The sequence below is a fragment of the Salirhabdus salicampi genome, assembly GCF_024259515.1.
GTDB classification, from domain to species: domain Bacteria; phylum Bacillota; class Bacilli; order Bacillales; family Alkalibacillaceae; genus Salirhabdus_A; species Salirhabdus_A salicampi.
The window spans coordinates 330,037-343,064 of the sequence record NZ_JANBWE010000003.1 but is presented as its reverse complement, the minus strand read 5'-3'; the positions used below and the strand labels follow the sequence as shown (position 1 = coordinate 343,064).

The window sequence follows — 13,028 nt, the reverse complement described above, 5'->3', positions numbered from 1 at the left end:
CCTTTTTTCAGTTAGATTCTCCCCCTTGTGAATTTTACGTAAACAGTGTAAAATCAGTGTAAATATCTGTATGCCATTTTCTCTAAATGGCTATGTAATACTAAAATAACTCCACTTTCTTTTGAGGAGGTAAAATAGTGAAAAAAGTAATCACTTATGGCACTTTTGATTTGCTCCACTATGGACATATCAACATATTACGTCGTGCCAAAGAATTAGGAGATCATTTAACCGTAGCATTATCGACAGATGAATTTAACGCCATTAAAAATAAAAAAGCTTATCATAGTTACGAGGATCGAAAGGTCGTATTAGAAGCAATTCGTTATGTAGACAAGGTTATACCCGAGAAAGATTGGGGCCAAAAGATTACCGATGTACAAGAACATAATATTGATCTTTTTGTGATGGGCGATGATTGGGAAGGGAAATTCGACTTTCTAAAAGACTATTGCGAAGTTATCTATTTACCTCGTACAAACGGTATTTCTACTACAAAAATAAAAGAAGATTTGTTCCAAAAAAATGGTTAGAGAAGCATTCATAGCCATGTATTTATTGCTCTTCAAATTGATATTTTCCATTTGCAAACTTTTTCCCCAAAAGGATAAAACTACTTTTGTAGCGTCTTTTGGGGAAAATGTTTTTTATGTGGCGAAGGAATTACAAAAATGGGAAAAACATCAACTCATCATATTAAAAACGAAGAGCTGTCGCCGAGATTTTCAAGAACTCCATCCGTCCATGACGAAAACGATTATGTTTACACCTGGTAAAATTAAGAGCTTTATCACTGGTATTTATCATTTGGCCACTTCTAAAGTCGTTTTCATTGATAATTACTACGGTTTTTTGGCAGCTATAGATTTTAAAGAAGGTGTAAAGTGTATTCAACTATGGCATGCTGCTGGCGCGATTAAGCGATTCGGGTTACAAGACCCATCCATCCATAATAGAAGCAGTAAAGCTATGCAACGTTTTCAAGACGTTTATAAACGATTTGACTATGTCATCGTCGGATCGGAAAAGATGGCCTCCATTTTCAAGGAGAGTTTCGGTTTACACGAGCAAAACATGTTACGGACGGGTATTCCGAGAACCGACTTTTTCTTCGACGAGGTACAACATCATACAATCATTACTCAGTTGCAGGATACATATCCTATCATCAAAGAAAAACAAGTTATTTTATATGCTCCAACCTTTCGTGACGGTCAATTAAATCATTATGAACTTGCTTTAAACATTGAGGACATGTATAAAGCATTAGGTGAAAATTATGTTCTGTTTCTGCGATTACATCCTGCTGTGAAAACGAGGCTTGGCAATCAGTACCCTAATTTCGTACAAGATGTTTCATCATATCCGAACATCAATCATCTTCTACTGATTACCGACTTGCTTATCACTGATTATTCCTCAATCCCTTTTGAGTTTGCCTTGCTTCAGAAGCCGATGGTTTTTTACACTTATGATGTAGAAAAATATAAGGTAGAGAGAGGTTTTTGGGGGGACTTTCAAGAACAGCTGCCCGGTCCGATTGCCTTAACGACTAATCAAGTCATTCAATACATCCAAACCAATTCTTTCGACTTACAAGAAGTTGAGAAATTTTCTGCCGCTTGGAATGAATATTCCTATGGGCAATCAAGCCGAAACGTAATCGATGTGATCTATAAACAAAGCCCTTCTGAACAATAAGTTAGAAGGGCTTTTCGTTATGATGTATATGTATTCGCTTCCTGTATCAACACGTTTAAATAATGGATTTTCGTTTTATGGCTATCTTTCACTCTAGTTAATTCTTTCATAGCCTGGTCATACTCTTCCTTATACGGCTTTACATGAAGGTCACGGAAATTGGCGTGGTCTTGCTTATCAATCTTGTTTAGAGCTGCTTGAGCAATTTCCAGCTTCGTTTTTGCCAGTTCAACTGCTTTTTCCCGTTCTTTAATTTGGTTTTCTAATGCTTGTTTTTCTAAGTTAAGTTTTTTCGTCCATTCTGACATGCTTTCTTGAAACGTCTGTTGCATATCCGATTTCACCTTCTTTATATTGTCCTCATCTTTACTATTTTACCATTTCTCTATCTATGTAAAACATGAAACTCAACGGCTTAGCATTGATTGTAAAAATTGTCTAACATCTTGACCGATTTCTTCATCCTGTAACGCAAACTCAATCGTCGTTTTAATGAAACCTAATTTTTCCCCTACATCATGCCGTCTTCCCTCAAAATTGCAGGCATAAACCGCTTCTTGTTCATTCAACCTTTGTAAGGCGTCTGTTAATTGAATTTCATTCCCTTGCCCTCTTTCATGTCTTCCGAGAATAGGAAAGATGGATGGGGATAAAATATAGCGTCCCATAATCGCTAAGTTCGATAACGTTGTACCGCGCTTCGGTTTCTCTATGAATTTCGCTATGTGATATAACTCACCGATTTGCTCATTCGCTTCTACAATTCCGTAACGCTCTGTCTCTTCAGCAGGTACTTTTTGCACACCAATAATCGAGCTTTCCTTTTCTTCATATTGGTTGATGAGTTGTTTTAGCCCTGGTACCTCTGCTTGAACAATATCATCTCCTAATAAAACGGCAAATGGTTCATCGCCAATAAATTTACGAGCACACCAAACAGCGTGCCCTAATCCTAACGGCTCCTTTTGCCGAATATAATGGATATCAACTGTAGCAGGGTGTTTCACCTTATTAAGCAAATCATATTTTTGTTTTTTCAACAAATTTTCTTCTAGTTCGAAGTTATAGTCAAAATGATCTTCAATCGCTCTTTTCCCTTTTCCCGTCACAATAATAATATCCTCTATGCCCGATTCAACAGCTTCTTCTACTATATATTGAATCGTCGGCTTATCGATAATCGGGAGCATTTCCTTCGGCATTGCTTTCGTTGCAGGTAAAAATCTCGTTCCTAAACCGGCAGCTGGTATGATGGCTTTTCTTACTTTTTTCATCGTATTTCACTCCTTAAAGCAATCCAGTATTACATTTGATGAACAACGGCAGGTCTACCGATAGAATAATATTGAAGCCCGTTTCTTTTCGCATTCGTTAAGGAAAAGCAATTCCGGCCGTCAAAGACGACTGGTTCTTTCATGAGTCGATTGAATAAAGACAAATCCATCGTACTAAATTCTTCCCATTCTGTAATAATAAAGGCGGCGTCCACCCCTTGCAATGCTTCCTCAAGGGAGTTTGCATACTCCACTTCTTCCGGAAGTAGTTCCTGTGCCTCTTCTGTTGCAACGGGATCGTATGCAATAACATCCGCTCCATTTGCTATTAGTTGCTCAGCGATAGCAATAGATGCTGCATTACGCATATCATTCGTATTCGGTTTAAAGGCTAACCCTAATAAGGCTAGTTTTCTCCCCCGTAAATCTGAGAATACCTCTTTTGCCAAGTTGATAAGGATCGTTTTTTGTTTTTCGTTAACTTGTAAAGCTGCTCTTACAATATTCATATCAGTGTTCGTTTCTGTACCCATTTGTGTTATAGCTTTCAAATCTTTCGGAAAGCATGATCCACCAAAGCCTATCCCGGCTCGCAGAAACTGTTCACCAATCCGTTTATCCATGCCTATCCCTTTAGCGACGTCGGTTATATTTGCTTCCAGCTTACCGCAAAGGTTGCCAATTTCATTAATAAAGCTAACTTTTGTAGCTAAAAAAGCATTGGAGGCATACTTAATCATTTCAGCACTTCGTAAATCGGTACGATAAATCGGTATTTGAAAAGGTTCATTAATGTTTTCAATAAGTTCAGCAGCATAATCACTTTTCGCCCCAATGATAATACGATCACCATAAAAGGCATCATGGACGGCTGAACCTTCCCGTAAAAATTCCGGATTTGAAACGACATCAACGGTAATATGATGCTTCGCATGATTCTGGATTAATGTTTCAATCCATTCATTTGTACCGACTGGAACTGTACTTTTCGTCACAACAACAACGTTTCCTTCTTTATGCTCGGCAATTGTTAACGCCACTTGTTCTATATACGATAAATTAGGATGACCATCTTCTTGTTCCGGTGTACCAACGGCAATATACACAACATCAGCCCACTGCAATGGACCAGTGTTGTCCACTGTAAAACGTAATCGGTCCTTTTGAATATTGTTCGTCATTAATTCCTTTAAACCTGGCTCAAAAATAGGGGATATCCCTTGAGCCATTTTCCGAACTTTATTCTCATCCACATCAATACATGTTACATCGTGCCCAATTTCCGCTAAGGCAACCCCGGTGACTAACCCGACATACCCGGTACCAAAAATTGCAATTTTCATCCACAACCCCCCAAGGTGTTAAAACATACTGTCAAAAGCAACAGAAAGTCGTGTCCTTTTAATACAATATATTGAAGTGGAATAAGCATTAGTACTTGTTTCTCCATTCAATATACGGCATCAAAAAAGGTGAGCAGATGTATGCTCACCTTTTCTATAACTTTTGAATCACTTTATCAAGGGGGATGACTTTATTTAATAACGTTAAGAGCGGTTTTCTCTTTCTTCCTCCAGGACTGACGATTTCGGCAAACAGCTGAATGAGGAATAGGGAGAAGAACATAATGACGTAATAAGTCGTCGTACTACCATTTAAGAATAAAATGGCGAGTATTCCGAATATCGTACTAAAGCAGTAAATGATTAATACTGTCGCTCGATGGCTAAAGCCAGCAGCTAACAGCTGATAATGAATGTGCTTTTTATCTGGACGCATTATACTTTCTTTATTATAAATTCTCCTTACAATGGCGAAAGTCGTATCCAGTATTGGAACCGCCAACACAATCATAGGAATAATAAAACTGAATAACGCGAGGTTTTTAAATAGACCGAGCATCGATATTACGGCTATCGAGTATCCTAAAAAGAGGGAGCCTGTGTCACCCATATAAATTTTCGCTGGATGAAAGTTGTGAAAGAGGAAGCCTATATTACTACCAATTAAGACGACACATAAATATACGACTAATAAACGGGAATCAATAATCGCCATCACTAAAATGCTGGAAATAGCGATAGTAGATACGCCAGAGGCTAACCCGTCTAGACCGTCAATTAAATTAATGGCGTTTGTAACCCCGACAATCCATAAAATTGTAATAGGTATGCTTAAGTAACCTAAAGAAACCATTCCGAAGAAAGGTACTGTAATCACTTCAATGACTAATCCGGATAGCACAAGCACGAGGGCCGCTGTTAATTGACCTAACAATTTGGTTACAGGACGCAGTTCATATTTGTCATCTAAAACACCAGTTAGCACAATGATTAATGAACCGAGAGCTATCGCCATAATTTCTGGGTGATTGGGCTGAAGATATAAGAGACCTGCAATAACCCCAGAAAACATTCCTAACCCACCAAGTCTCGGTGTCACTTTTTCATGAACCTTCCGTTCGTTAGGCTGATCCAAAGCCCCAATTTTTCGTGCTAACGTCATGACAGGATATGTTATTAGCAAACTTGTGATTAATGATATAAAAAACGCAATAATTAAATGGAAAACACTTATCATAAAATATCCCTGCTTTTATCAAAATTAAATATCAAACCTTTACAATCCCTTTACATATTTTAACATATTTATAATGACCACTTAACAAGTAAGCTTTATTCTAAAATTACCAATTCACATCTATTTTCTACGTGTAACGTGATTTCTATACTGTATTTTCTACTGTCTAAATAGTTAGACGGGATTTCGGGTTGGTTTGTTTCAATATTCGGGGTTTTTTTTCATGATTTTAGATAGAAATACCCCTATTTTTATAAAGAAGCCTATCTTTTTAATATTACCATATAGATATACGCTGGCTATATGGTTTTTTTGACCTACGTCAAGAAAAAATTTCCTGTACATGAAAGAGCCGCACCCTTTAAAGATGCGGCTCTTCTTCATTAATCCCCTTTCAACTTTCAGCCGTTTTGCCTTGCATTGGTTGCCATTTTTCTCGCCAAATCGTCCAAATACGTGTAAACAACTGGGATTAATAATAAAGTAAACATCATTGAGATAGATAGACCAAAAATAATTACGATTGCTAATGGCTGTTGGGCTTCCGCTCCTTCACCTAGTCCCAATGACAACGGAATCATACCGAGAACAGTCGTAATTGTTGTCATCAATATCGGTCGTAAACGGCTTGGTGCCGCTTGTAAAATTGCCTCATAGCGCTCAACTCCCCGCTGACGGAGGAGGTTAATGTAATCCACTAAAACGATAGCGTTGTTTACGACGATTCCCGCAAGCATAATGACCCCGACGAAAGCAGGGACACTTAACGGCTTTTGGGTCACGACTAAACCTAAAATTACCCCAACGACAGTAGCCGGAAGAGAAAACATAATAATAAACGGATGTAAGAAATTTTCAAACTGTATCGCCATTACCGCATACACAAGAAAGATGGAGAAGATGAGAGCCATACCGAGTTTTCGGAATGAATCCATCATATCTTCCGCCTGGCCACCGATTTTGTAAGAATACCCTTCAGGGAAATGTAATGATTGTAATTTCATGTCTACATCGTCCATAATGCTTCCTAAATCCCGATCAACGATATCACTTGTTACATTTAATTGCCGTTGACGGTTTTCCCGCATAAGCGTCACCGGGCCTTCTACTTGATCGAAAGTAGCAACCGTAGAAAGGGGGATAACTGCCCCTGATGGAGTTTGGATCGGCATTGTTTCAACATCAGCTATCGTACGACGATTCTCTTTCGGCAGTATGAGCCTTACGTCCAATTCGTCACCACCTGTACGATATCGAGTCGCTAATTGACCATTCATACTGATTCGAACTTGATTTAGCACTTGATCATAGCTCAATCCATATTGAGATGCGATTTGACGATCAACCATAATATCTATCTCCGGTATTCCTTCGCTCGTCGATGTTTCCGGCTCATGGATTCCATCTACATCTGAAATAACTGTGACGACTTGGTCACCAAGCTGCTGCAACACATCATAGTCAGGTCCTGTTAATTGAATATGAACAGGCTCACCTGAACCGAGGCTTGAAGATAGCTCTCGTACTTGTGCTTCAATACCTGGTATCATCTGCAAATCCTCGTCTATCATTTTTATCATATCCATTGTTGAAAGGGTCCGCTCTTCCTTTCCGACAAGTTGAATCGTATAGGTTGCACGGTGAGATCGCGTCGAAAAGGATTCAAAGCCTCCACCACCTACACTTAAATAGACAGTTTCGATTTGGTCTTCATACTTGCTCAATTTATCATCAATTTGCTCTGTTATTTGTTTAGTTGATTCTAGATTCGTGCCCGGCTTTGCTGTGACCCTTATTTCGATTTGACCTTGATCAGATGGTGGAATAAATTCTGTTCCAATTGTCGGCACCAATGAGAAGCTCCCACCAATAGCAAGAACAGTTGTCAATATCGTCGTTTTTCGAAACTTTAACACCGTTTTTAACAAGGATATATAAATCCCTTTGACTTTCCCCATTACGTTGAAGCGAGAAAGACGACGACCTTCTTCTGTAATTTGTTTAGGTAGCAGCTTTGAAGCCAGCATCGGGATAAGTGTAATGGATACGAGTAACGACGCGAATAGTGCAAAGGATATCGTTAATGCTAGTGGCGTAAATAACTCAGATGCAATACCTTCTACAAACACAATCGGTAAAAACACGATAAGTGTTGTTGTCGTTGCCGCAATCACTGCTGGAGCAAGTTCCGATGCACCATGCTTTGCCGCTTCCATCACACTGTATCCCCGTTGGCGGTATGTGACGATATTTTCCAAAATGACTATGGATGAATCGACCATCATTCCAATACCGAGGGCTAACCCCCCCATTGTCAACACATTTATCGTTTCTCCCGTAAAATACATAAGGGTAAACGTAGAGATAATAGCAATCGGAATTGAAATACCAATTACGAGGGTAGCACGTACACTTTTTAAAAATAGTAATAATATTACTGTTGCAAATAGCGCTCCAATGCCAATGTTTTTCACAACCGACTCAATTGACATTCGAATAAAGGTTGATGTATCAAATACAATGTTGAGAGAGAGTTCTTCCGGAAGCCGCTCTTGCAGTTCATCAATCGCTGCATACATTTCATCGGCAACCTTTACTGTATTACCGTCCGTCTTCTTTAAAATGGACATCACAACTGATGGGCTACCGTTTACGAGAGAGATGGTGCTTTTCTCCTTCGCTACTTCTTTTACATCAGCAATATCCTTTAATTGCAAAAGCGCTCCTTGTGGAGATTGAACAATCGTTTGTTTGATATCATCAATGCTCTCATATTCGCCTTTAATGCGAATTTGCAGGTTTTGGTCCCCTTTTTCGATCACCCCAGCGGAGGCTGATTGGTTGGCACTATGTAAGGCTTGGACTAGCTGCCCCGCCGATAAACCGTATTGATAAAGGCGATCTTGTTGTAACAAAACTTGAACTTCTTGTTCAGATCCACCTTCAATCGTTACTGACGCAACCCCTTCTTGTCTTTCGAAATGTGGTACAAGCTGATTTTCGGCATATGATTGTAATTCAGCATCATCAGCACCATTTAACCCAACCCACATAACAGGAATTTGTTGCGGGTCAAAACGCAGGACATTGGGAGTGCCTGCATCCTCAGGTAACATACCTTTCACTTGATCTACTTTTTCCCTTACATCCAACAAAACACTATCTAAGTTTGCTCCCGTTTCAAACATTAAAACAACTAACGAAGCACCTGGCTGCGACCTCGTTTGTACTGTTTTAATCCCTTCAATTGAACTTACACCAGACTCTATCGGTCGGCTAATTAATCGCTCCACTTCTTGTGGAGCTGCCCCTTCATAGCTTGTCGATACGACCGCAATAGGAAAATTAATGTCCGGATATAAGTCAATGGTTAAATTTCGTAACGAAACAAACCCCAATGCGACTAGGGCAAGTACAATCATTGTGACACCAACTGGTCTTCGAACAGATGAATGAATGAGTTTCACTTATGGAACCTCCTTCATGATCCGAACGGTTCCCCCATCGGTTAACGTAAATTGGCCTTTCGTTACAACTTTCGCCCCTTCATATAAGTCACCGGTAATGGCCGTTTGCTCGGATTGGGATTGTAATATGGAAATCTCTTTTCGTACAGCGATGTTTTCTTTAATGATATAAATATATGGATCTCCACTTACATAGTGAACCGCACGAGTTGGAATGATTAATTCATTTTCCATTTGGGTGATCGGGACTTGTAATATGCCAACCATACCTGGTTTCAGTTGAATATTATGATTATCAATGGACAGTTCTACCTCAAATAAACCAGTCTCATTCGCAGTAGAGGAAACAAATTGAACATCCCCTCGCACAGATTTATTTATCGATGATACATCAATTGATAATGAATCATTTGATGAAAACAATGAAAGCTGGTCAGCAGTAACATGAAACAAAGCATCAATTGGGTCCAGGGATACGATGACCCCTAATGCAGACTGCGGTGAAACCACGTCTCCCTCTTTTACGTCTAACTGTTGAATAACTCCAGTCGTTTTCGCTTCTATTTTTACGTTGCCTGGGTGAATCGTAGCAATGAGCTCTCCTTCTTCCACAACATCTCCCTTTCGAACGTTTAAATTCTCCACCTCTCCTGTACGGGAAGTCACGATGGGAGTTGTATTTGAAGGGATAAATTTACCGTAAAAAGACTGATGAATGGTCATGTCTCCTCTTTTGACTTTAGCTACTTCAACCGGTGTATACGATGTACCTTCGTCCTCACTAATTTCCCCACTTCCATTTGCACATCCAACAAATAATAGAGAAAGTATAAAGACATAGGATAGTAGTAATGCTCTGCTCACTTGCCGTCTCTCCTTCTTTTCTGTCTTATGCATTAGTGTTTGCTAAACCTCATCTGTCATGAATATTACATATTTAACAACGAAAAAACAACTGACAGTAGCAATAGACTACTGCCAGTTCTCCTCAAACTTATAACGTACTTTCCGACCATAGGCGGTCTCGATTTAACAATGCAACCGCACAGCCCGCTAACACAAACTGCCGCTTCATCTTATCAATCGGAATGTCAACTTCTTTTTCAAGTCCGTTGGAAAAGGTTATGATTGTCTTCTTATCATCCGCCGGTAATGGTTGAAAATCAGTAATATGAAAGAAAGATATCCATTCGCAACTGTAGTCATTCGGGGATTTACTCGGAAATAAATAAATGGATCGATCCGGATTAATAGGGATTGGTAACTTTTGATTTGTGCGAAGCATTTTGACCATTGCTTTTTTACGTCCTACGTATGTAGAGCCGCCTTGAATACAACTTTGGTCAATTAATTGTAACGAAGGTTGTTGACAGTAAAATTGCCGGTCTTGTTCAATGACAAGTGTAGGATATTCTACATGATAGTTTGGAAAAAGTGCCATTGTGTTCCGATTGATCATATAATGCTTACGGTGTTCCATTCCTCCATCTCCTTCCCCAGCATATCTATATGCATTTTTCCAATTCAAAATTTTACCATATACAAACATTTTTTGGTACTTTTTTTGGCTTTTTAAAAAATAAAAACCCATACCACCATCGTGATACGGGTTTCCATTATTATTGATCTTCTTCATCGTCACCTGTACCAGTACCTGTTCCAGCGTCTCCACCTTCAGTACCAGTACCAGTGTCACCTTCACCTTGGCCACCTTCTCCATTATCTTCAAGGTCGCCTTCTCCACCAAGACCATCTTCTTCACCTGCATCGTCAGCTGGTGGATCCATTTCCTCTTCAGTTGGCTCTTGTATTTCTTGATCTTCAGCCGGCTGCTCATCATCTGGTAGTTGATCATCGTTCTCAGCACAAGCCGCCATAAGGAAAATAGCTAAAAAAGGTGCACCTAACTTCAATAGCCATTTGTTTTTCATCGATGTTTCCTCCTTTTAGTTTAAGCTATTCATAAGTTAGCTTTACCAAAATAATTGTAAATATGTTGAAACATGACGAAAACAAATGGCAATTTCAAAAGTTACTCACCAATCGCAAACGTAATTTCCGCTTCACAAGCGACCTCGCCATCAACAGTTGCGATCCCTTTTCCTTTGCCAATACGACCCTTGGCACGGGTAATTTCTACTTCTAACTTCAACTGGTCACCTGGTCGAACTTGCTTTTTGAAGCGGCATTTATCAATTCCAGCAAAAAAGGCTAACTTGCCTCTGTTTTCTTCTTTGTCTAAAATGGCCACTGCGCCTACTTGTGCCATTGCCTCTACAATGAGGACGCCAGGCATAACTGGATAATTGGGAAAGTGTCCTTCAAAAAACGGTTCATTTGCCGTTACGTTTTTCAATCCTACTGCACGCTTACCTTCCTCAACTTCTAACATTTTGTCAATTAATAAAAACGGATAACGGTGTGGTATAACTTTCTTTATTGCATCAATATCATACATTACTTTTTCCTCCTTATTGGTTGAAATACGTTTTGTTCTCCATTACTTTTTTTGCTAACATGAGTCCTGCCGCTTTATTCCGTTTCCAAGCCTCATCATACTTCGATAAAGCTGGTGGTAATCCATCATTATATGGTGTGATTTCAGGAGTAAAACCAGGACGTTTCATTTCTTTAATAAACCAGTCTGTATAGCCAGCTGAAGATTGGGTTACCCACGCTTCCGGAAATAGGTCATAGCCTGTTAATTTTGCATAATCTGAAGCAATGCCATAATCGGTATCGTACCTTTTACCTTCTTGTCCATAATACCAAAAAATTTTTTGCATTGCGGAATGATATGCAACTACGATAGAAAAGTCATGTTGAATTGTAAAGTCATATAACGCTCGTGTCTCTGGTTCACTTAAGGGTGACTCGCCTTTGTAGTTTTTGTATGCTGGTTCGTATACCCCGTTGTCCACCTTTTCCCAATCAGCAGGGTATTGCCGATTTAAGTCAACTCCGCGAATATTGGCCTTCCAATAAGTAAAGTCTGTATTTCCTTCATTTAGCGCTAACACTTTCTCGGGGTGTTGAGCACTGTGGTAGCCAAACTGTTGGAGTGTAACACCGTCCGGGTTAACCATTGGAACGAACCAAATCGAAACTCGGTTTAGTATGTAACGGGCATCATATTCCTCAACAGTTGCCTCCTGTTCATATGCGGCTGCATAGTGCTCCAGCATGTTCATCACTAAATTCGTCGTTAAATGCTCTCGGCTGTGGTGGGAAGCGTTTATCATAATTTCCTTACTTCCAACTCCTAATTTTACCGCGATTATGTCTCGCCCTTCAACACTATGTCCAATGACTTTCGTTCTAATCAGATTGGGATACTGCCATTTTAACAGTTGTATGTCCCGAACAACTTCACTATAGGTGTAGGTTTGCTCCGGACTGACAATTTGACCTTTTAAGTAATTAGGTTTTGTCCACTTTTCAATATGCCCTACAAAATCGTATACGTCAACAGCGCCGCTAATAAAATAAAGTGGTGACACATTGTGCGGGAATAAAGTATGAAAAGTATGTTGAAAAACTGGTTCCAGTTTCTTTTTTGATTCGGCTTGCGATTCTATAACGGGAGACTTGAACAACAATAATAAGCTAAAGAAAATAAGAATTAAGTTTCGGACCGGCATTGTTTCCCCCCATTTATGTATAAAAAAAGGACTTCACGTCAAAAAAACGGAAATCCATCATTTGTTATTAACCTTTAACAATATTGATTATATGCTTCCACGTATCAACATTTATTACGTCCTTTGGTTCCCCATCCCCAATGATACCGTAGCCAATCATAGCACCTGCAATTAAAGCTCCAAATGCTAAAGCTAAAACAACGATAATCCTTAGCCATAGAGGAAATATACGTTTCCTCATTTTCTGTTCGCTCTTTCGTTTCTTTGCTTGGCGTTGTTCACGTTTCACGCTGTTCTTTTGTTGTTTGACTGCACGTCTTGATGTTGGTTTATGGTTCCGATCTGTTGCCATCATAAAGAAACTC

13 protein-coding genes are annotated in these 13,028 nt (G+C 39.4%); 2 read left to right on the top strand and 11 right to left on the bottom strand.

All coding sequences use genetic code 11. The features are described 5' to 3' along the window. The first annotated feature begins 137 nt into the window (after positions 1 to 137). Positions 138 to 533, top strand: coding sequence for a glycerol-3-phosphate cytidylyltransferase (tagD, locus tag NLW78_RS11610; protein WP_254497294.1), 396 nt, complete (start codon positions 138 to 140; stop codon positions 531 to 533). A gap of 118 nt (positions 534 to 651) precedes the next feature. Next, on the top strand, positions 652 to 1,701 hold the full coding sequence (locus tag NLW78_RS11605; protein ID WP_254497293.1) for a CDP-glycerol glycerophosphotransferase family protein: 1,050 nt from the start codon (positions 652 to 654) through the stop codon (positions 1,699 to 1,701). A gap of 17 nt (positions 1,702 to 1,718) precedes the next feature. On the opposite strand, the gene NLW78_RS11600 is transcribed toward NLW78_RS11605, so the two are convergent. The 11 genes from NLW78_RS11600 to NLW78_RS11550 all read right to left on the bottom strand — a co-directional run bounded on the left by NLW78_RS11600 (position 1,719) and on the right by NLW78_RS11550 (position 13,015). Continuing rightward, on the bottom strand, positions 1,719 to 2,033 hold the full coding sequence (locus NLW78_RS11600) for a hypothetical protein (protein ID WP_254497292.1): 315 nt from the start codon (positions 2,031 to 2,033) through the stop codon (positions 1,719 to 1,721). Between the two features lie 75 nt (positions 2,034 to 2,108). Then, entirely contained in the window at positions 2,109 to 2,975 is an 867-nt protein-coding gene (gene galU / locus NLW78_RS11595; RefSeq protein WP_254497291.1) for a UTP--glucose-1-phosphate uridylyltransferase GalU, read from the bottom strand. Between the two features lie 29 nt (positions 2,976 to 3,004). Beyond that, on the bottom strand, positions 3,005 to 4,318 hold the full coding sequence (locus NLW78_RS11590) for a UDP-glucose dehydrogenase family protein (RefSeq protein WP_254497290.1): 1,314 nt from the start codon (positions 4,316 to 4,318) through the stop codon (positions 3,005 to 3,007). 154 nt (positions 4,319 to 4,472) lie between these two features. Beyond that, positions 4,473 to 5,555 (bottom strand): glycosyltransferase family 4 protein, encoded by a 1,083-nt coding sequence (locus NLW78_RS11585; RefSeq protein WP_254497289.1) that lies wholly within the window; start codon positions 5,553 to 5,555, stop codon positions 4,473 to 4,475. A 401-nt stretch (positions 5,556 to 5,956) separates the two neighbouring features. Further along, positions 5,957 to 9,022 (bottom strand): efflux RND transporter permease subunit, encoded by a 3,066-nt coding sequence (locus NLW78_RS11580; protein WP_254497288.1) that lies wholly within the window; start codon positions 9,020 to 9,022, stop codon positions 5,957 to 5,959. Then, a complete protein-coding gene (locus tag NLW78_RS11575; RefSeq protein ID WP_254497287.1) occupies positions 9,023 to 9,886 on the bottom strand; it encodes an efflux RND transporter periplasmic adaptor subunit in 864 nt (287 codons plus the stop codon). A gap of 130 nt (positions 9,887 to 10,016) precedes the next feature. Continuing rightward, positions 10,017 to 10,502 carry a competence protein ComK gene (locus NLW78_RS11570; protein ID WP_254497286.1) on the bottom strand — a complete coding sequence of 162 codons (486 nt, stop codon included), beginning with the start codon at positions 10,500 to 10,502 and terminating at the stop codon, positions 10,017 to 10,019. Between the two features lie 139 nt (positions 10,503 to 10,641). Then, positions 10,642 to 10,953, bottom strand: a complete 312-nt coding sequence (locus NLW78_RS11565; protein ID WP_254497285.1) for a hypothetical protein — start codon at positions 10,951 to 10,953, stop codon at positions 10,642 to 10,644. 101 nt (positions 10,954 to 11,054) lie between these two features. Continuing rightward, positions 11,055 to 11,480 (bottom strand): 3-hydroxyacyl-ACP dehydratase FabZ, encoded by a 426-nt coding sequence (gene fabZ, locus NLW78_RS11560; RefSeq protein WP_254497284.1) that lies wholly within the window; start codon positions 11,478 to 11,480, stop codon positions 11,055 to 11,057. A 13-nt stretch (positions 11,481 to 11,493) separates the two neighbouring features. Next, positions 11,494 to 12,663: a M14 family metallopeptidase gene (locus NLW78_RS11555; RefSeq protein WP_254497283.1), complete on the bottom strand. Its 1,170-nt coding sequence runs from the start codon at positions 12,661 to 12,663 to the stop codon at positions 11,494 to 11,496. A 67-nt stretch (positions 12,664 to 12,730) separates the two neighbouring features. Continuing rightward, complete coding sequence (locus tag NLW78_RS11550; protein ID WP_254497282.1) at positions 12,731 to 13,015, bottom strand: DNA-directed RNA polymerase subunit beta; 285 nt, start codon at positions 13,013 to 13,015, stop codon at positions 12,731 to 12,733. Positions 13,016 to 13,028: the final 13 nt, after the last annotated feature.

Excerpts from the sequence above, each read along its gene's own strand:
- NLW78_RS11600 (WP_254497292.1), bottom strand. The coding sequence starts at position 2,033 with ATGCAACAGACGTTTCAAGAAAGCATGTCAGAATGGACGAAAAAACTT.
- galU (WP_254497291.1), bottom strand. The coding sequence starts at position 2,975 with ATGAAAAAAGTAAGAAAAGCCATCATACCAGCTGCCGGTTTAGGAACG.
- NLW78_RS11590 (WP_254497290.1), bottom strand. The coding sequence starts at position 4,318 with ATGAAAATTGCAATTTTTGGTACCGGGTATGTCGGGTTAGTCACCGGG.
- NLW78_RS11585 (WP_254497289.1), bottom strand. The coding sequence starts at position 5,555 with ATGATAAGTGTTTTCCATTTAATTATTGCGTTTTTTATATCATTAATC.
- NLW78_RS11570 (WP_254497286.1), bottom strand. The coding sequence starts at position 10,502 with ATGGAACACCGTAAGCATTATATGATCAATCGGAACACAATGGCACTT.
- NLW78_RS11565 (WP_254497285.1), bottom strand. The coding sequence starts at position 10,953 with ATGAAAAACAAATGGCTATTGAAGTTAGGTGCACCTTTTTTAGCTATT.
- fabZ (WP_254497284.1), bottom strand. The coding sequence starts at position 11,480 with ATGTATGATATTGATGCAATAAAGAAAGTTATACCACACCGTTATCCG.
- NLW78_RS11555 (WP_254497283.1), bottom strand. The coding sequence starts at position 12,663 with ATGCCGGTCCGAAACTTAATTCTTATTTTCTTTAGCTTATTATTGTTG.
- NLW78_RS11550 (WP_254497282.1), bottom strand. The coding sequence starts at position 13,015 with ATGGCAACAGATCGGAACCATAAACCAACATCAAGACGTGCAGTCAAA.